The organism is Amycolatopsis sp. NPDC049253, assembly GCF_040678995.1.
GTDB lineage: Bacteria > Actinomycetota > Actinomycetes > Mycobacteriales > Pseudonocardiaceae > Amycolatopsis.
Genome location: NZ_JBFAQX010000008.1, coordinates 178,330 through 195,572 on the forward strand (window position 1 = coordinate 178,330; position 17,243 = coordinate 195,572).

Below are 17,243 nucleotides of genomic sequence, written 5' to 3' on the forward strand. Positions count from 1 at the left end.
GTGCGCTCGTTGCGCTGGCGCGCAACGTTGCGCGTGGGGTGGACGGCACCCCGATCTTTGAGTGTCGCCACGGTCCGGACCGCGAGTCAAGGCGGGAAAGCGTGCCTTGACACGCGGTCCGGACCGCGGAGAAGGCGGGGATCGAGGTGCAGGGCCAGGGCTGGGTGCGCTGGTGAGTTGAGGTTGCCGGCCGGCGGTCTGTGGGGTGGGCGCGGGCGCAGTCGCGTGGTCGGAGTCGGGCCTCGCGGACACCTGCGCGTCCGTGAGGCCCGTGGGCTCAGGCTTCCGGGGACACGAACTGGCGGACCTTTGAGGCGTCGCGGCGTTGGGGGGCGCGGCCGTAGGGCTGGACTGGCGGGGTGCCCGGGTCGACGTCCGCGATGGGCAGCGTCAGGGGGTCCGTGGTGACCGTGAAGCGCTCGCCGTGGTGGACGAGTTCCAGGGGCTCGCCATCGAGGACGTGGTAGGTGGCCTCGCCGGGACGGATGGCGACCTGGAAGCGCGTGCCGCGGAAGGCCAGGCGGAAGGTGATGCCGCCGAGGTCACGGGGCAGGCGCGGGGCGAACGAGAGCTGCCCGCCGTGGTCGCGCAGGCCGCCGAAGCCCGCGACGGTGCCCTGCCAGGCGCCGGCGAGCGAGGCCATGTGCAGGCCGTTGCGGACGTTGTTGTGCACGTCGTGCAGGTCGGTCAGGGCGGCCTCGGCCAGGTAGTCGTACGCGAGGTCCAGGTGGCCCACCTCGGCCGCGATCACGGCCTGCGTGCCGGCCGAGAGCGACGAGTCGCGCACCGTGCGGGCCTCGTAGTAGGCGAAGTCGCGGGCCTTCTCCTCGGGGCTGAACGAGTCGCCGCACAGGTGCAGCGCCAGCACGAGGTCGGCCTGCTTCACGACCTGCTTGCGATACAGGTCGAAGTACGGGTAGTTCAGCAGCAGCGGGTAGAACGCCGGGTCGGTGCCCTTGTAGTCCCACTCGTCGTGCTCCAGGAAGCCCTCCGACTGCGGGTGCACGCCGAGTTCCTGGTTGTACGGCAGGAACATCGCCTCGGCCGCGGAGCGCCAGCTGTCGATCTCCGTGATGTCCACTTCGAACTGCTGCACGACGTCGGGGTACTTCTCGCACACCTGCGCGGCCGAGATCAGGTTCCGGCGCGCCATCAGGTTCGTGTAGACGTTGTTGTCCGCCACCGCCGAGTACTCGTCCGGGCCGGTCACCCCGTCGATGCGGAAGTGCCCGTGCCGGTCGTAGTGGCCCAGCGAAGCCCACAGCCGCGCCGTTTCCACGAGCAGCTCGGCGCCGCAGCCGCGTTCGAAGTCCTCGTCCTCGGTGGCGTTGAGGTAACGCTGCACGGCGTCGGCGATGTCGGCGCTCACGTGGAACGCCGCCGTGCCCGCGGGCCAGTACGCCGAGCACTCGGCGCCGTTGATGGACCGCCACGGGAAAGCCGCGCCGCGCAGGCCCAGCTGCTTCGCGCGTTCCTTTGCTTTGTCCATTGTGGAGTGCCGCCAGCGAAGGGCGTCGCGCGCCGCGTCGGGGATGGTGTAGGTGAGCACGGGCAGCACGAACGTCTCGGTGTCCCAGAACGCGTGCCCGTCGTAGCCGGGGCCGGTGAGGCCCTTGCCGGCGATCGCGCGCGTCTCGCCGCGGGCCCCGGCCTGCAGCAGGTGGAACAGCGCGAAGCGCACGGCCTGCTGAAGCTCGGGGTCGCCGTCGATCTCGATGTCCGACGTGGCCCAGAAATCGTCGAGGTACTGGCGCTGCTCGCTGATCAGCCCCTTCCACCCCGTCTGCCGCGCACCGGCGAGCGCGGCCTCGACCTGCGCGCGCAAGGCGGGCACGGACCGCTGCGCGGACCAGCCGTAGGCGAGGAACTTCGTGATCCGCAGCCGCCCGCCCTTCGGGACGTCGACGGCGACCGTGAGCCGCGCGAGGTCTTCCTCGCTGTGGATGCGGGTGCGGATGCCGTCGTCGACCTCGATCTTGTGGTCCATCGCGGCGGCCATGCGCAGGCCGGAGTTGCGCGTCTGGTGCACGAGCACGGCCTGGTAGTTCGCGGCGCGGTTGAACTGCGAAACCAGCGGCGTGTCGAGAGCGGCGGCCACGCGCGGGTCACGGGCGTCGGACTCGATGGGCTCGTTGGCCAGCAGATCCGACTGGACGACCAGCTGCAGGTCCTCGTCGAGCGGTTCCACCTCGTAGCGGATCGCCGCGATCGCGCGCTGGGTGAACGACACGAGCCGCTCGGTTTTCACCCGCACGCGGCGGCCGGTGGGGGAGGACCACTCGGTGGAGCGGGACAGGGTGCCGCGGCGGAAGTCGAGCACGCGGTCGTGTTCCGGCGCGATGCCGTAGCGCATGTCGAGCGGCTCGTCCTCCACCAGCAGCCGGAGGATCTTCCCGTCGGTCACGTTGACCACGGTCTGCCCCTCCTCGGGGTAGCCGTAGCCGCCTTCGGCGTAGGGCAGTTCGTGCTGCTCGTAGAAGCCGTTGAGGTACGTGCCGGGCAGCCCGCGGGGCTCGGCCTCCTCCAGCGTGCCGCGCAGGCCGAGGTGGCCGTTCGACAGCGCGAACGCCGACTCCGTGCGCTGCAGCGCGTCGACGTCGAGGCCGCGCCAGCGCAGCTCCCACGGCGAGCACTCGTAGCCGAACGGCGTTTCGGTCATGCCTTCTCCAGAAGTTCGGCGAGGTCGTCGACCACGACGTCGGCGCCGTGGGATCGCAGTTCGTCGGCCTGGTCGGCGCGGTTCACGCCCACCACGCAACCGAAGTGGCCGGCGTGCCCGGCCTGCACGCCCGAGAGCGCGTCCTCGAACACGGCCGCGTGCGCGGGCTCGACACCGAGCGCCTTCGCGCCGGCGAGGAAGGAATCGGGGGCGGGCTTGCCCTTGAGGTTGTCGCGCCGGATGACCAGGCCGTCGATCCGGGCCTCCACGAACTTCGTCAGGTCCGCGGCGTCGAGCACCTTCGCGCCGTTGGCCGACGACGTCACCACGGCGATGCGCAGGCCGGCCGCCTTGGCCGCTTCGAGGTAGCGCACCGAGCCGGGGTAGGGGTTCACGCCGCGTTCGTCGATGATCTTGAGGACGAGCTCGTTCTTGCGGTTGCCGACGCCGTTCACGGTCGGCTCGTTCACGCTGTCGTCGGGCTTGCCTTCGGGCAGCCGGATGTCGCGGGAGCGCAGGAACTCGCGCACACCGTCGGCGCGCGGGCGGCCGTCGACGAACGCCGCGTAGTCGTGGTCGGTGAACTCCCGGAACGAGTCGCCGTCCCGGCCGCGGAGAAACTCGTCGAACGTCCGTTTCCACGCTTCACGGTGGAGCACGGCCGTTCCGGTCAGCACGCCGTCGAGGTCGAACAGACAGGCGGTGATGGTGTCCGGCAGTCCGATCATGCGTGCAAACCTACCGGTCCGGATCCGCTTCCGCGGCACCCGTGTCGTGCGGGCGCACGCGGTGGATCAGCTCGTGCACCGTCGCGTCCGCCAGCCGGTACCGCACCACGCGCCCGTCCCGGTGCGCGGTCACCAAACCGTGGGCCCGCAACAGCCGCAGCGCCTGCGACACGGCGGTGTCCGTCATGCCCGTGGCCGCCGCGAGGTCGGTGACGCTGATCTCGCGCGCGTAGTGGATCGACACCAGCAACGCCAGCCGCGACGGATCGGCCACCACGGCGAACCGCCCCGCCCACTCGTCGATGACCGCCCTGTCCCCGAGTCCGGCGACAGCGGCGGCCACGCGCTCCGGGTCGATCAGACGCCGGTCGGGCTCGATGCTCACAGGGGCCGATGATTCCACCCGGCGAGCGCGGGGACCAATGCGGCTGCCGGGATCGGGTGATTCGGACGTTCTGGCTCAGGCCGCCCCGACCCGTCGTTCGAACACCAGCCCCTCCGCGGCCCTCAGCCCGACGCTCATCGCTCCCGTCAGTACGCCGTCGTCGCCCAGTTCGCCTTGGACGACGGTGGGCAGGAGGGGTGTGAAGGAGCGCAGGGCGCGGTCGATGGGGTCCAGCAGGAGGTCGGCGGCGGTGCCGATGCCGCCGCCCAGGACGATGAGCTCGGGGTCCACCACGGCGGCCACGGAGGCGACCGTGTAGGCGAGGCGGTCGGCTTCCGTCCGGACGGCGCGCTGGGCCAGTTCGTCGCCCTCGCGGGCCAGGCGGAAGACCTCGCGGGCCGATTTCGCCGTGCCCAGGCCGAGTTCGCGCGCGCCGCGGACCACGGACTGGGCGGCGGTGGCCTCTTCGAGGTGGCCGCGGGCCGGGACCTCGCCGCCGGACTGCGTGCGGCCGTAGGGGAGGTAGCCGATCTCGCCGGCGGCGCCCGTCGCGCCGCGGAAGACGCGGCCGTCGACCATGAGGCCCATGCCGACGCCGGTGCCGATCATGAGGCAGCCGACCACGGACGCGCCGCGGGCGGCGCCGCTTTCCCACTCGCCGACGGCGGTGAGGTTGGCGTCGTTCTCCACGACCAGGCGGCCGCCCAACGCGGCCTCCAGGTCGTCGAGCAGGCCGGGTTTGCCCCAGCCCGGCAGGTTCGGCGCGTGCCGGAAGCAGCGCTTCGCCGGGTCCGCGACGCCGGGGGAGCCCAGCACGCGCACCACGATGTCGGCGTCGGTCAGCCCGGCCTCGGCCACGATCTCGCGCGCCAGCCGGCCCACGGCGGCGACCAGCGCGCTGCCGGAGCGGGCCGTGTTGCGGGCGTCGCGGCGGGCGACCACCGTGCGGCCCAGGTCCGACACGGCGACGCGGATGTGCTCGCGCCCGATGTCGACACCCAGCACGTACCCCGCGGTGGGGTCGGCTTCGTAGAGCACGGCGGAACGGCCGGTGCCGGTGGACGTGTGCCCGGTCGCCCGCGCGAGACCCGCGGCCTCCAGCGCCAGCAGCGCCTGGCTCACCGTCGGCTTGGACAGCCCGGTGTCCTTCGCGACCTGCGGCCGCGTGGCCGGCCCGCCGCGGCGCAGCAGGTCGAGCACCGCCCGCTGGTTGATCCTGCGCATCCCGGCCGGCGTGCCGACCGGCGGAGTCCCCGCGCCCACCACGTGCCGCCCGCTTCCTACTCGTGCCGATGTCACCCTTGCCAAGGTAACCGGCTTCGGCAGGAAACCTTCTTTTCACCCGTTCGGTGACCAGCGGCAGAGCGTCCAGACGACGATACGGGTTGTCCGCGCCATCCCGGCGCAGGGCGCGCGGAGCCGAAGCCCGGCGAGTGCCCGAGCGGCCATCCGGCGCAGCGCGCGCTCACCCGTCGGCACCCCTGCGAACCGCCGATCCGACCAGCGGTGAATGTGTCACGACGCACATTCGAAGGCGGTCGGCTGTTACCTCGTCACAGACATCAGTCGACACGACTACCGCGCGTTGCGTCGTTTCTGTCACGTCCTTAGCGTGGCGCGCCAGACGTCCGGTTCCACCACCGCGTCACACCCCACCACCCGGGCTGCACCGTCGCAGCGGCGCTCGCCCGGCGCGCCGTCCGCACCGGCGCGAGTGCCCCGAAGGGATTCCCGATGGCCAGTCCCACCACCAGCCCCGGACCACAGGGCGACGCCGCGCCGGACGACGACGGCCGCGTCGGCCGCCGCCGCTTCCTGACGTATCTCGTCGCCGCGCCGACGCTGACCGTCGCGACGAAGCTGTCGTTCGACACTCTCGTGCCGGACAAGGCCGAGGCCGTGGTGCCCACGCTGCCGCAGCCCGCGGAGATCCTCGACCTCGGCGACGTGCTCACGCTCTCGTGCGCGCCGACGTCGGGCATGCTCGTGCTCGAGGTGACCACCGACGGCCGCGTGCGCCTGCAGCTGCCCCGCGCCGAGGTGGGCCAGGGTATCAACACGGCCAGCGCGATGCTCGTCGCCGAAGAGATGGACCTGCCGCTCGACAAGGTCGACGTGGTGCTGGCCGACGCGCGCCCGGAGCTGCTGTTCAACCAGCTCACCGGCGGCTCCAACACCATGCGGTCGCTGTACGACCCGATCCGCACCGCCGCCGCCACGGCCCGCGCCCGGATGGTGTCCGCCGCGAGCTCGCAGTGGAACGTCCCGGCGGCGCGCCTGTCCACCCGCGACGGTCTCGTGCGCTCGCCGGACGGGCGCAAGGCCTCCTACGGTGTGCTTGCCGGTCCGGCCGCCCGCGCGGACCTGCCCACCGCGGCCGTGAAGCCGAAGGCCGAGTCGGACCACACGCTGGTCGGCACCCCGACGTCGCGCAAGGACGCGCTCGCCATGGTCACCGGCAAGCAGGTATACACGCTCGACCTCGACATCCCCGGCGCGATGCCGGTGATGGTGCGGCGCCCGCCGACGATCAACGGCACGGTGAAGAAGGTCAACAACGAGGCCGCCGTGCGCGCGATGCCCGGCATCATCGACATCGCCGTCGTGCAGACCGGCGTCGCCGTGATGGCCGAGACCTTCGGCCAGGCGCTCGACGGCAAGAACGCCCTCGACGTCACGTGGAACGCGGGCACCGTCGACGGCGAGAACAACGCGTCCATCACGAAGAAGCTGCAGGCCGCGGCGCTGCCGTTCGTGGTGCCGCCGCTGCTGACGCAGTACGTGGACGGCGAGTTCGACTTCGCGTTCGTCAGCCACGCGCCGATGGAGTCGAACTCCGCGGTCGCCGACGTCCGTGAGGACAGCGCCACCATCTGGGCCGGCCTGAAGTCGCCGATCGTCGCGAAGCAGACGATCGCGCAGGAGCTGGGGCTGCCGGAGAACAAGGTCACCGTGCACGTCCAGCAGGGCGGCGGCTCGTTCGGCCGCCGGCTGTTCTTCGACGCCGCGCTGGAAGCCGCGCACATCTCCAAGGCCATGAAGAAGCCCGTCCGGCTCATGTGGAGCCGGATCGACGACATGCGCCACGGCCGTGCCCGCGCGGCGAGCCACCACAAGATCCGCGCGACGTTCGCGCTCGGCCAGGTGCTCACGTTCGAGCACCGCGTGGCCAGCGTCGAGACCGACTGGGGCCACGGCCTCGGCGAGATCCTCACCGCGTTCGCCGCGAAGCTGCCCGTGGGCGGCAACCTGAGCTTCGCGCAGACGGTGTTCCTGCTGACGGTGAAGTCGCCCTACAACTTCGGCGTCACCACGCAGCTGCTCAACGAGGTGCCGCTCAAGTTCCACACCTCGGCGTGGCGCTCGGTGTATTCCGCGAACACCCGCGGCGCCGAGGAGATCATGGTCGACGAGATCGCCGCCAAGCTCGGCAAGGACCCGCTGGCCTTCCGCCGCGAGTTCATCAAGGAGCCGCGCCAGAAGGCGGTGCTGGACAAGGTCGCCGAGCTCGGCGAGTGGGGCAAGAAGATGCCGAAGGGCTTCGCCCAGGGCATCGCGGTGCACGGCGAGTACAAGTCCTACACCGCCTGCCTGGTGGAGCTGGACGCGCGCGACCCGAAGAACCCGCGCGTGACCAAGGCGACGATCGCGGTGGACGTCGGCAAGCCGGTGAACCCCCGCGGTATCCAGTCGCAGATGCTCGGTGGCCTCACTGACGCCATCTCGACCACCCTCACCGCGGGCCTGCACATCGACAACGGGCTCCCGCTCGAAGGCAGCTACTCGCAGTTCCACTACTCGCGGCAGAAGAACGCGCCGACGGACGTGAACGTGTTCGTGATGCCGGCCAACGGCAGCGAAATCGGCGGTGCGGGCGAGCTGGGCCTCCCCGCGCCGGTGGGGGCGATCGCCAACGCGTACGCGCGCGCCACGGGGATCAAGCCGCGCAGCTTCCCGATCAACTTCCCGGTCGACTTCGACCCGTTCCCCCGCTGATCTCCCCACCACACCAAGGAGTTCTCGCATGCCCAACTACACCTTCGTGGTGAACGGGAAGACCGTCACCGTCGACGCACCCGCCGATCTGCCGCTGCTGTGGGCGCTGCGCGACAAGCTGAAGGTGCGCGGCCTCAAGTACGGCTGCGGCATCAACGTCTGCAAGGCCTGCACCAGCCACCTCGACGGCGAGGCGGTGAACCCGTGCGTGGTCCCGGTCTCCGAGTGCGAGGGCCGCGAGGTCACCACGATCGAGGGCCTGGCGGACGGCGACACCCTGCACCCGGTGCAGGAGGCGTGGCTGGAGCAGGACGTCGCGCAGTGCGGCTACTGCCAGCCGGGCCAGATCATGGCCGCCGTCGCGCTGCTGAAGAAGACCAAGAACCCCACCGACGCCGACATCGACGCGATCGAGAACGTGTGCCGCTGCGGTTCGTACTTCCGCATCCGCGAGGCGATCAAGGCGGCCGCCGCGAAGATGTGACCCCGCGAATGCGGAAGTTCTACACGAATTCCTCCGCATTCGCGGCAAGTGTCACAAGTTCACCCGGTCGAGTGGGCGGGTGTCGTGTTAGATGACCTTCCCGAGGGCTCAACGGCGAGTCCCCGTACGGTCACGGGCGAGGGGCGCGCGAGCGCCCTTCGCCCCGGCCTGGAGGGCGTTGATGCATTACCAGACAGTTCTGCGCGATGGGCTCGCCCCCGTGGTCTCGGTGCTGGCCGCCGAGGTCGAAACCGCCATGCCCGAGCTGATCGAAACGACCACGCACCAAATCCTCGAGCAGATGCCGGTCTACCGCGACCAGCGGTTCGTCACGCACGCCGAGCTGCGCAAGTCCGTGCGCGCCAACCTCGACTACGTGATGCGCACGCTGCGCGGCGAGGACGTGCCGGACCTGTCTCAGGCGCGCGCCACCGGCCGGGCACGAGCGCTGCAGGGTGCGCCGCTGCCGGAAGTCCTGCGTGCGTACCGGATCGGGCTCACCGAGGTGTGGCACCGGTTCGTGCTGCTGACCGCGCGCGGAGATCACCAGGACCTCGCCGGGCTCGTCGCCGCGACGTCCGCGGTGTGGGCGCTGGTCGACGACTACGCCGAGGCACTGACTTCGTCCTATCGGGACACCGCCGCCGAAGTCGTGGTGGCGCACCAGAACCGGCGTTCCGCCCTGGTTGAGGCATTGTTCGCCGGCGGCGCCGCGACCGAGGGCACGCTCTGGGACATTGCCCGCGTGCTGGAGCTGACCGTGGACGGCAGTTTCGTGGTCGTCGCGGCCGAAACCCCCCGGCTCGGGCACGAACCGCTGCCGAAGATCGAGCAGCGCCTGCGCGAAGCCCAGCACGCCTCGGCGTGGCGGCTCACACCGGACCTGCAGGTGGGTGTGGTGTCGCTGCGCGACCCGTCGGCGTGCAAGGTCACCATCGACCTGCTGCGCGAAGCCCCGGTGGGCCGCGTCGGCATGAGCCCGGTGTTCTCGGGGCTGGGCAACACTTCCCGGGCGCTGCACCTCGCGCGCGTCGCGCTGTCCAGCATGGCGCCCGGCTCGACGGGCCTGGTGCAGTTCACGGAGTCCCCGCTCGCGGGCCTCGTCGCCAGCGCGCCCGAGGCGTCGGTGCAGCTCGCGCACCACGTGCTGCGCCCGATCCTCGACCTGCCCGGCGACGACCGCAACGTGCTGCTGCTGACGCTGCGCGCGTGGTTCGACTGCCAGGGCTCCACGAAGCTCACGTCGGAACGGATGTTCTGCCACCCCAACACGATCCGCCACCGCCTGCGCCGCATCACCGACGAGCTCGGCCGCTCGCTCACCGACCCGGCGGACATCGCGGAGCTGGGCGCGGCGCTGCGCGCGCTGCACCTGTTCCCGGACACCTCGCACCTGCCGGCACCGCGGCCGACGCGCGCGGGCTGAGCTCCCCGACCCGGCCGTCCACAGTGGCCGGTGACGCGAACGCCACCGGCCACCGCGGCAGGCGTCAGGCGTCGCTGGACTGCTTCCAGAGGTTGATGTCCGACTCTGTCGCGTACCGGTCGATCTCGGCCAGCTCCTCGGCGGTGAACTCGAGGTTGTCCAGTGCGGCGACGTTGTCCTCGAGCTGCTTGACGCTGCTCGCGCCGATCACCAGCGACGTCATGCGCGGGTCGCGCAGGGCCCAGGCCAGCGCGAGCTGCGCCAGCGACTGGCCGCGGCGCGCGGCGATTTCGCCGAGGGCGCGGATCTTCGCGAGCCGGTTCTCGGTGATCGTGTCCGGGTCGAGGGACTTGCCCTGCGCCGCGCGCGAGTCCGCCGGCACACCGCCGAGGTAGCGGTCGGTGAGCAGGCCCTGGGCGAGCGGCGAGAACGCGATGCAGCCGGCACCGGCCTCTTCGAGCGTGTCGAGCAGGCGGTCGTCCTCGGTCCACCGGTTGAACATGGAGTACGAGGGCTGGTGGATCAGCAACGGCGTGCCCAGCTCGCGCAGCAGGCGCGCGGCCTCGGCGGTGCGCTCGGAGTTGTACGAGGAGATGCCGACGTAGAGCGCCTTGCCCGCGCGCACGGCCGCGTCGAGCGCGCCGACGGTCTCCTCCAGCGGCGTCTCGGGGTCGAAGCGGTGGGAGTAGAAGATGTCGACGTAGTCCAGGCCCATGCGGCCCAGCGACTGGTCGAGCGAGGCCAGCAGGTACTTGCGCGAGGCCCAGTCGCCGTACGGGCCCGGCCACATGTCGTAGCCGGCCTTGGTCGAGATCACCAGCTCGTCGCGGTAGGGCTTGAAGTCCGTGGCGAGGATCTGGCCGAAGTTGGACTCGGCCGAGCCGTAGGGCGGGCCGTAGTTGTTGGCCAGGTCGAAATGCGTGATGCCCAGGTCGAAGGCGCGGCGCAGGATGTCGCGCTGGACCTGCAGCGGCCGGTCGTGGCCGAAGTTGTGCCACAGGCCCAGGGAGATGGCGGGCAGCTTGAGTCCGCTGCGCCCGCAGCGCCGGTAGGGGATCGAGTCGTATCGGCTGGTCGCCGCAACGTAGGTCACGTGGCCAGATGCTAGCTCGCGACGAGCGGCTCGGCTCCCTCGCCGCCCGACCAGTCCGCGTCGCTCGCGACCCGTCGCAGGCCGGCGAGCCGGCGGGACGCGATGTCCTGGCCGTGGCCACGACGTCGAGCAGCCGGTCGGGCGGTCCGGTGCCGATAGGGCTCTTGCGAGACCCGACGGTGCCGCGCAGGGCGGCGACGAGCCCGCCGGGTGGGCGGTCGGTGCGGCGGATCGCGGAGTCGCGCAGCACCCGATCGAGTCCGCCACGGGTGCGGACCAGCTCCGAAACGACCGTGCCGAGGCCACCACGTCGCGGACCCGCCACCCGGTGCAGAGCGAGGGCTCGTCCCAGCTCGTGGGCGGCAGCTGTGGGGAGCTGCTCGACGACCTGGAGCGGCTCGGCTACCCGCGGCGCGTACCGGACCCGGCCGACCGGCGCGAAGCTGATCCTCTCCACCGACCGAGGCGTCGAGGCGCTGGACGTCGCGTTCGCCGCGATCCGCGAACTCGAGCGGAAACTCGCGCAGCGGCTGGGCGAGGAGACCGTGGCGGAGCTCAACCGCACCCTCGCGCGGATCGTGGAGACGGACTGAAGCCCGGCCAGTACAGTGCGAGGTGAGCATCCGCTTAGGAGGTCACGTGGGCACCGGGTTCTTCTCGTCCGTCGACGACGTGTCGGCACAGCTGGCCGAGGTCGGGTACCTCGCCTCGACGGCGGTGGCGACCACCGTGTTCCTCGCCGACCGGCTGGGCAAGCCCTTGCTCGTGGAGGGCCCGGCCGGCGTGGGGAAGACGGAGCTGGCCAAGGCCGTGGCCACCGTGAGCGGCTCGCGCCTCGTGCGCCTGCAGTGCTACGAGGGCATCGACGAGGCCCGCGCGCTCTACGAGTGGAACCACGCCAAGCAGCTGCTGCGCATCACCGCCGGGCGCGACGAGACGTGGGAGGACGCGCGCACCGACATCTTCGGTGAGGAGTTCCTGCTGCGCCGTCCGCTGCTGCAGGCCATCTCCGGCACCGAGTCCACCGTGCTGCTGGTCGACGAGACGGACAAGGCCGACGTCGAAGTGGAGGGCCTGCTGCTGGAGGTGCTCGGCGACTTCCAGGTCACCGTGCCCGAGCTGGGCACGATCACCGCCACCCGCGACCCGTTCGTGGTGCTCACGTCCAACGCGACGCGCGAGCTGTCCGAGGCGCTGCGGCGGCGCTGCCTGTTCCTGCACATCGACTTCCCCGACCCGGAGCTCGAGCTGCGGATCGTGAAGCTGCGCGTGCCCGGGATCGACGCGGCGCTGGCCGGCTCCGTGGTCCGCGTGATCGCCGCGCTGCGCGCCATGGACCTGCGCAAGCTGCCGTCGGTCGCCGAGACCATCGACTGGGCGCGCACGCTGCTGGAGCTCGGCGCCGGCACGCTCGACGAGCAGATCGTGCGCGAGAGTCTCGGCGTGGTGCTCAAGCACCAGGACGACATCACCAAGGCCGGCGCCGGCCTCAAGCTCGACCAGGTGCTGGACGCGTCGTGAGCGCGCCCGGCGTCACCGAGCGGCTCACGGCGTTCGTGCAGGCGCTGCGGGCGCAGGGCATCCCGGCGGGCCCGGCCGAGACGGTCGACGCGGGGGCCGCGCTGGAGGTGCTCGGCTTCGACGACCGCGAGCTCGTCCGCGAGGGGCTCGCCGCCGCGCTCGTGCGCCGCGGTGGGCAGCGCGCGGTGTTCGACGCCGCGTTCGACCTGTACTTCCCGGCCGGCGTGGGCGTGCCCGAGCTGGCGCGCGACGACCGGCCGCGGGACCTCGAACAGCTGCGGGAGGCGGTGGCGGCCGCGCTCGCCGAGGGCGACCAGCAGGCGCTGGCGCAGCTGGCGGGCGTCGCCGTGGAGATGCTCGGCGGGTACGGCGCGGGTTCCGGCGCCGGTGGCGGGTTCTCGGCGCACCAGACGCTGGACCGGCTGCAGCCCCAGACGCTGATCGTGCGCGTGCTCGCCGCGATCCGGGCCGCCGGCGGCGGCTCCGACGAGGGCGGCGAGTTCACCGACCGGCTCACGCGCGACGAGGTCCGCCGCCGCGTCGAGGACTTCCGCGGGAACGTCCGCACGGAGGCCCGCCGGCGCGCCGCCGAGGTGCGGGGACGCGACCGCGTGGCCAAGCACGCGATCGCGCCGGCCGCGGACCGCGTGGACTTCCTGATCGCCAGCCGCGCGCAGCTGGCCGAGCTGCGCCGGGCCGTGCAGCCGTTGTCGCGCAAGCTCGCGACCCGGCTGGCCGCGCGCCGCAAGCGCACCACGCGCGGGCAGATCGACCTGCGGCGCACGCTGCGGCGGTCGCTGTCGACGGGTGGCGTGCCGGTGCGCCCGGCGTTCCGCCACCGGCGGCCCGGCCGGCCCGAGATCGTGCTGCTGTGCGACCTGTCGGGGTCGGTCGCCGGGTTCGCGAACTTCACGATGCTGCTGGTGCAGGCGCTGCGTGACCAGTTCAGCAAGGTGCGCGTGTTCGCGTTCGTGGACAGCACCGACGAGGTCACGCACCTGGTCACGGCGGGCGTCGCCGACCCGGAGCACCTCGGCGCGCGCATCCTCGAAGAGGCGGCCGTGGTGCGCTGGGACGGGCACAGCGACTACGGCGGCGCCCTGCGGGGGTTCACCGGCAAGTGGCTCGACGCCGTCGGCCCCCGCACCTCGGTGCTCATCCTCGGCGACGCGCGCACCAACGGCGGCGACCCCAACCTCGACGCCGTCCGCGCCATCCGCGACCGCGCGCGGCACGTCTACTGGCTCAACCCCGAGCGTCGCGCGCTGTGGTCCACCGGCGACTCGGCGGCGCTGGCGTACGCGGAGCTCGTGGAAATGCACGAGTGCCGCAACGTGCAGCAGCTGAGCACGCTGGTCACGCGCCTGCTGCCGGTGTGAGCCACGCGGCGATCTCCTGGCGCAGCGCGGTTTTCGTCTCCTCCGGCGCGAAGGAGGCCGTCACGGCGGTCTCGGCCAGTGCGGCCAGAGTGGTGTCGTCGTAGCCGAACGTGTCGCGCGCGGCGGCGAACTCGTCGGTCAGCGTGGTGTGCGTGACGGAGGGGACGTCGGTGTTCAGCGTGACGGCGAGGCCTGCGCCGACGAGCCGGGGGAGCGGGTGCTCGGCCAGGCTCGGCACCAGGCCGAGCACGACGTTCGACGTCGGGCACACCTCGAGCGCGATGCCGCGGTCGCGCACCTCGGCCACCAGGCCGGGGTCGTCGAGGACGCGGATGCCGTGGCCCAGGCGCTCGGTGTGCCCGACGTCGAGGGCTTCGCGGATGCTCTCGGGCCCCGCGTCCTCGCCTGCGTGGTGCACGAGGTGCAGCCCGGCTTCGCGTGCTTCGGCGAAGACGCCGGCGAACGGGACGAGCGAGTGGTGCTCCTCGCCCGCCATGCCGAGACCCACCACCTCGTCGTGGGCGAGGGCGAGCCCCAGGGTGCGCTCGGCGCGGTCGACGGACCGGCGGCGCGAGTGGTCGAGGATCACCCGGGTCTCGAGCCCGCCTCCGGACAGTCCTTTGAGGACGGACACGAGCGGCATCTCCAGATCCCCCAGCCGTTCCCCGTGGGAGGCGGCCGTGAACGTCACCTCGGCGTACCGCGTGCCCTGTGCGGCCTCGTCCACGCAGAACTCCCGGGCGACGCGCTCGAAGTCGTCCGGCGTGCGCAGGCAGGCGCGGACGAGGGAGTTGTAGTCGGCGAAGTCGCGGAACCCGGTGAACTTCCGCGCCTCGCCGGGCAGCGGAACGCCGTTCGCGTCGGCCAGCTCGCGCAGCGTCGCCGGCCGCACGGTGCTCTCGAGGTGGACGTGCAGGTGCGCCTTCGGCAGCGCCGCGAGATCTCGCATGGCGCCGATCATGCCTGGTCAGCCGCCGCGGGTCGCGTGGATTTCGGCGGGTCCCCGTCCGGAATGTTCGAATCGGGGGAACTCCGGGTACTCATCGCTGCGTTGAGGGGATGACGAGAAACCCGCGGGAGGACTCCATGGCAATGCTCAAACGACTCGCCGTACTGGCCGGCGCGGCCGGTGCCGTCACGTCGTACGCGAAGAAGAACCCGGAGAAGGTCAACCAGGCCGTGGGCAAGGCCGCGCAGTTCGTCGACCAGAAGACCAAGGGCAAGTACCACGCGAAGATCAACGGCGTGACCCAGAAGGTCTCCGACGCGACGAAGCCGAAGCCGGGCCACTGACGTACGCGCGGTGAGCCGGCGGGTGCCGGAACGACCGGATGCTCACCTGGTGAACGCCGGTCACCGCGACCCCGCCTTGCTCGCGTTGACCATCCGTCGCCGCTCATCGAGCTGCGCGACGACCGGCTCGCGCCCTCGGCGTCCGGCTGCCGACGTCCGGGGGTGCGTTCTCGAACCGCCGGCGGGCCACCGCCGCGGCCGGGCGCCGCTTCGGTTCGGGACCCGTCGACGTGGTCCGCGGGGAAGAGCACTTGCCGCTCGACGAGCCGCCCGCGCATGCGTGCGCGAGGGGTTGAGCGACGGTCGTGGCCGTCCTGAGCCGGTGGCGGTGCCAGGCCGCCCTTGCGGAGCCTCCGCTATTCCGCCGCCAACGCGGCCAGCACGCTCTCGCCGTACTTCGCCAGCTTGGCCTCGCCGACGCCGCTGACGGTGCCCAGGTCGGAGAGCGAGCCGGGGCGTTCGGCGGCGATCTGGCGCAGCGTCGCGTCGTGGAAGATCACGTAGGCGGGGACGCCCTGTTCCTTGGCCGTGGCGGCGCGCCAGGCGCGCAGGCGCTCGAACAGCGGCGCGGCCTCCGCGGGCATCTCCACGGCCGCGGCGGTGCTGCGGCGGGACGTGCGTGCGGCGCGGGCCGGGCGCTCCGGTTCGCGCCGCAGGGACACCGTGCGTGAGCCGTTGAGCACCGACGTGCTGCCGTCGGTCAGGACCAGGGAGCCGTAATCCCCTTCCACGGCAAGGAGGTTCTGCGCCAGCAGCTGCCGGACGACCGCGCGCCACTCCTGCTCGCGCAGTTCGGTGCCGATGCCGAAGACCTTCAGTGTGTCGTGCTGGAACTGGGTGACCTTCGGGGTCGTCTTGCCCAGCAGGATGTCGATGATCTGGCCGGCGCCGAACTTCTGGCGGCGTTCGTTGCGCAGGCGCACGACGGTGGAGAGCAGCTTCTGCGCCGGGATGGTGCCGTCGAAGCGTTCGGGCGGGGCGAGGCAGGTGTCGCAGTTGCCGCAGGGTTCGCCGGTCTGGCCGAAGTAGGCGAGGATCTGCGTGCGGCGGCATTCGACGGTCTCGCACAGCGCCAGCATCGCATTGAGGTGCGCGGCCTGCCGGCGGCGGTGGGCTTCGTCGCCCTCGCCGTTCTCGATCATCTTGCGCTGCTGCATCACGTCCTGCAGCCCGTAGGCGAGCCACGCCGTGGACGGCAGCCCGTCGCGGCCCGCGCGGCCCGTCTCCTGGTAGTAGCCCTCCACGGACTTCGGCAGGTCGAGGTGCGCGACGAACCGGACGTCCGGCTTGTCGATGCCCATGCCGAACGCGATGGTGGCCACCACCACGAGCCCGTCCTCGCGCAGGAACCGCGCCTGGTTCTCCGCGCGGGTGCGCTTGTCGAGCCCTGCGTGGTAGGGCACCGCGCGGATTCCGTTCTGCACCAGGAACTCCGCCGTCTTCTCCACCGACGCGCGCGAGAGGCAGTAGACGATTCCCGCGTCGCCCTTGTGCTCGGTGCGCAGCAGCTCCAGCAGCTGCTTCTGCGGCGAGTTCTTGCCGACGATGCGGTACTGGATGTTCGGCCGGTCGAAGCTCGCGACGAAGTGGCGCGCGCCGTCGAGGTTGAGCCGCGCGGAGATCTCCTTGTGCGTGGCCTCGGTCGCCGTGGCGGTGAGCGCGATGCGCGGCACGTCCGGCCAGCGCTCGTGCAGCGACGAGAGCATGAGGTAGTCGGGCCGGAAGTCGTGGCCCCACTGCGACACGCAGTGCGCCTCGTCGATCGCGAACAGCGCGATCTTCCCGCGGTCGAGCAACCGCACGGTCGACTCGACCGAAAGCCGTTCCGGCGCCAGGTAGAGCAGGTCGAGCTCACCGGCGACGAACGCCTCCTCCACGCGCTGGCGCTCGCCGAAATCCTGCGTGGAGTTGAGGAATCCCGCGCGCACACCGAGGTTGCGCAGTGCGTCGACCTGGTCCTGCATCAACGCGATCAGCGGCGAGATCACCACGCCGACACCGGGCCGCACGAGCGAGGGGATCTGGTAGCACAGCGATTTCCCGCCGCCGGTGGGCATCAGCACCAGCGCGTCTCCGCCGGAGATCACGGTTTCGACGATGTCCGCCTGATCACCGCGGAACGCGTCGTAACCGAACACGCGCTGCAGGGTTTCGAGGGCGGGGGAGCGCTGGGCCTGGTCGGGGTGAGCCACCCGGCCGATTCTAGGCGCCGGGACCGACACCGCGGTGCCACCCCGGGGCCTCGGCGCGTTTCCGGCACGAGTGTCCCGCTCGCACCA

General features: G+C 71.7%; 14 protein-coding genes. 7 read left to right on the forward strand and 7 right to left on the reverse strand.

Translation table 11 applies throughout. The features are described from left to right. Positions 1-277 precede the first annotated feature (277 nt). The 4 genes from AB0K15_RS20490 to AB0K15_RS20505 form a co-directional block, all read right to left on the reverse strand. The gene (locus tag AB0K15_RS20490) at positions 278-2,659 is read right to left on the reverse strand and encodes a glycosyl hydrolase family 65 protein (protein ID WP_364052444.1); all 2,382 of its coding nucleotides are present in this window, start codon (positions 2,657-2,659) and stop codon (positions 278-280) included. After that, positions 2,656-3,387 (reverse strand): beta-phosphoglucomutase family hydrolase, encoded by a 732-nt coding sequence (locus AB0K15_RS20495; RefSeq protein WP_364052447.1) that lies wholly within the window; start codon positions 3,385-3,387, stop codon positions 2,656-2,658. Before AB0K15_RS20495 ends, AB0K15_RS20490 begins: the two co-directional genes overlap by 4 nt. A gap of 10 nt (positions 3,388-3,397) precedes the next feature. After that, entirely contained in the window at positions 3,398-3,766 is a 369-nt protein-coding gene (locus AB0K15_RS20500; protein ID WP_364052932.1) for a metalloregulator ArsR/SmtB family transcription factor, read from the reverse strand. Positions 3,767-3,847: 81 nt separating this feature from the next. After that, positions 3,848-4,996, reverse strand: coding sequence for an ROK family protein (locus tag AB0K15_RS20505; RefSeq protein ID WP_364052450.1), 1,149 nt, complete (start codon positions 4,994-4,996; stop codon positions 3,848-3,850). Positions 4,997-5,506: 510 nt separating this feature from the next. On the opposite strand from AB0K15_RS20505, the gene AB0K15_RS20510 reads away from it, so the two are divergent. The 3 genes from AB0K15_RS20510 to AB0K15_RS20520 all read left to right on the forward strand — a co-directional run bounded on the left by AB0K15_RS20510 (position 5,507) and on the right by AB0K15_RS20520 (position 9,678). After that, entirely contained in the window at positions 5,507-7,768 is a 2,262-nt protein-coding gene (locus AB0K15_RS20510; protein ID WP_364052453.1) for a molybdopterin cofactor-binding domain-containing protein, read from the forward strand. Between the two features lie 28 nt (positions 7,769-7,796). Beyond that, on the forward strand, positions 7,797-8,252 hold the full coding sequence (locus AB0K15_RS20515; RefSeq protein WP_360603922.1) for a (2Fe-2S)-binding protein: 456 nt from the start codon (positions 7,797-7,799) through the stop codon (positions 8,250-8,252). A gap of 181 nt (positions 8,253-8,433) precedes the next feature. After that, entirely contained in the window at positions 8,434-9,678 is a 1,245-nt protein-coding gene (locus AB0K15_RS20520; RefSeq protein WP_364052457.1) for a helix-turn-helix domain-containing protein, read from the forward strand. Positions 9,679-9,742: 64 nt separating this feature from the next. On the opposite strand, the gene mgrA is transcribed toward AB0K15_RS20520, so the two are convergent. Then, entirely contained in the window at positions 9,743-10,771 is a 1,029-nt protein-coding gene (mgrA, locus tag AB0K15_RS20525; RefSeq protein ID WP_364052460.1) for an L-glyceraldehyde 3-phosphate reductase, read from the reverse strand. Between the two features lie 368 nt (positions 10,772-11,139). Here mgrA and AB0K15_RS20530 point away from each other — a divergent pair, with 368 nt between their 5' ends. The 3 genes from AB0K15_RS20530 to AB0K15_RS20540 are packed head-to-tail and all read left to right on the forward strand — an operon-like array spanning position 11,140 to position 13,671. Further along, entirely contained in the window at positions 11,140-11,364 is a 225-nt protein-coding gene (locus AB0K15_RS20530) for a hypothetical protein (RefSeq protein ID WP_364052463.1), read from the forward strand. A gap of 46 nt (positions 11,365-11,410) precedes the next feature. Next, positions 11,411-12,292 carry a MoxR family ATPase gene (locus AB0K15_RS20535; RefSeq protein WP_364052466.1) on the forward strand — a complete coding sequence of 294 codons (882 nt, stop codon included), beginning with the start codon at positions 11,411-11,413 and terminating at the stop codon, positions 12,290-12,292. Next, a complete protein-coding gene (locus AB0K15_RS20540) occupies positions 12,289-13,671 on the forward strand; it encodes a VWA domain-containing protein (RefSeq protein WP_220242186.1) in 1,383 nt (460 codons plus the stop codon). Before AB0K15_RS20535 ends, AB0K15_RS20540 begins: the two co-directional genes overlap by 4 nt. Here AB0K15_RS20540 and add read toward each other — a convergent pair. Beyond that, entirely contained in the window at positions 13,649-14,620 is a 972-nt protein-coding gene (add, locus tag AB0K15_RS20545) for an adenosine deaminase (protein ID WP_364052469.1), read from the reverse strand. The two genes, AB0K15_RS20540 and add, sit on opposite strands and share 23 nt — an antisense overlap. 137 nt (positions 14,621-14,757) lie before the next feature. Here add and AB0K15_RS20550 point away from each other — a divergent pair, with 137 nt between their 5' ends. Next, on the forward strand, positions 14,758-14,964 hold the full coding sequence (locus tag AB0K15_RS20550) for an antitoxin (RefSeq protein ID WP_360603939.1): 207 nt from the start codon (positions 14,758-14,760) through the stop codon (positions 14,962-14,964). A gap of 356 nt (positions 14,965-15,320) precedes the next feature. Here AB0K15_RS20550 and recQ read toward each other — a convergent pair whose 3' ends face one another. Further along, positions 15,321-17,156 (reverse strand): DNA helicase RecQ, encoded by a 1,836-nt coding sequence (gene recQ, locus AB0K15_RS20555; protein WP_364052473.1) that lies wholly within the window; start codon positions 17,154-17,156, stop codon positions 15,321-15,323. Between the last annotated feature and the right edge of the window lie 87 nt (positions 17,157-17,243).

Bases quoted from the DNA above. Each gene is read 5' to 3' on its own strand.
- AB0K15_RS20495 (WP_364052447.1), bottom strand. From the start codon at position 3,387: ATGATCGGACTGCCGGACACCATCACCGCCTGTCTGTTCGACCTCGAC.
- AB0K15_RS20505 (WP_364052450.1), bottom strand. From the start codon at position 4,996: ATGCGCAGGATCAACCAGCGGGCGGTGCTCGACCTGCTGCGCCGCGGC.
- AB0K15_RS20510 (WP_364052453.1), top strand. From the start codon at position 5,507: ATGGCCAGTCCCACCACCAGCCCCGGACCACAGGGCGACGCCGCGCCG.
- AB0K15_RS20550 (WP_360603939.1), top strand. From the start codon at position 14,758: ATGGCAATGCTCAAACGACTCGCCGTACTGGCCGGCGCGGCCGGTGCC.
- add (WP_364052469.1), bottom strand. From the start codon at position 14,620: ATGCGAGATCTCGCGGCGCTGCCGAAGGCGCACCTGCACGTCCACCTC.
- AB0K15_RS20520 (WP_364052457.1), top strand. From the start codon at position 8,434: ATGCATTACCAGACAGTTCTGCGCGATGGGCTCGCCCCCGTGGTCTCG.
- AB0K15_RS20515 (WP_360603922.1), top strand. From the start codon at position 7,797: ATGCCCAACTACACCTTCGTGGTGAACGGGAAGACCGTCACCGTCGAC.
- AB0K15_RS20490 (WP_364052444.1), bottom strand. From the start codon at position 2,659: ATGACCGAAACGCCGTTCGGCTACGAGTGCTCGCCGTGGGAGCTGCGC.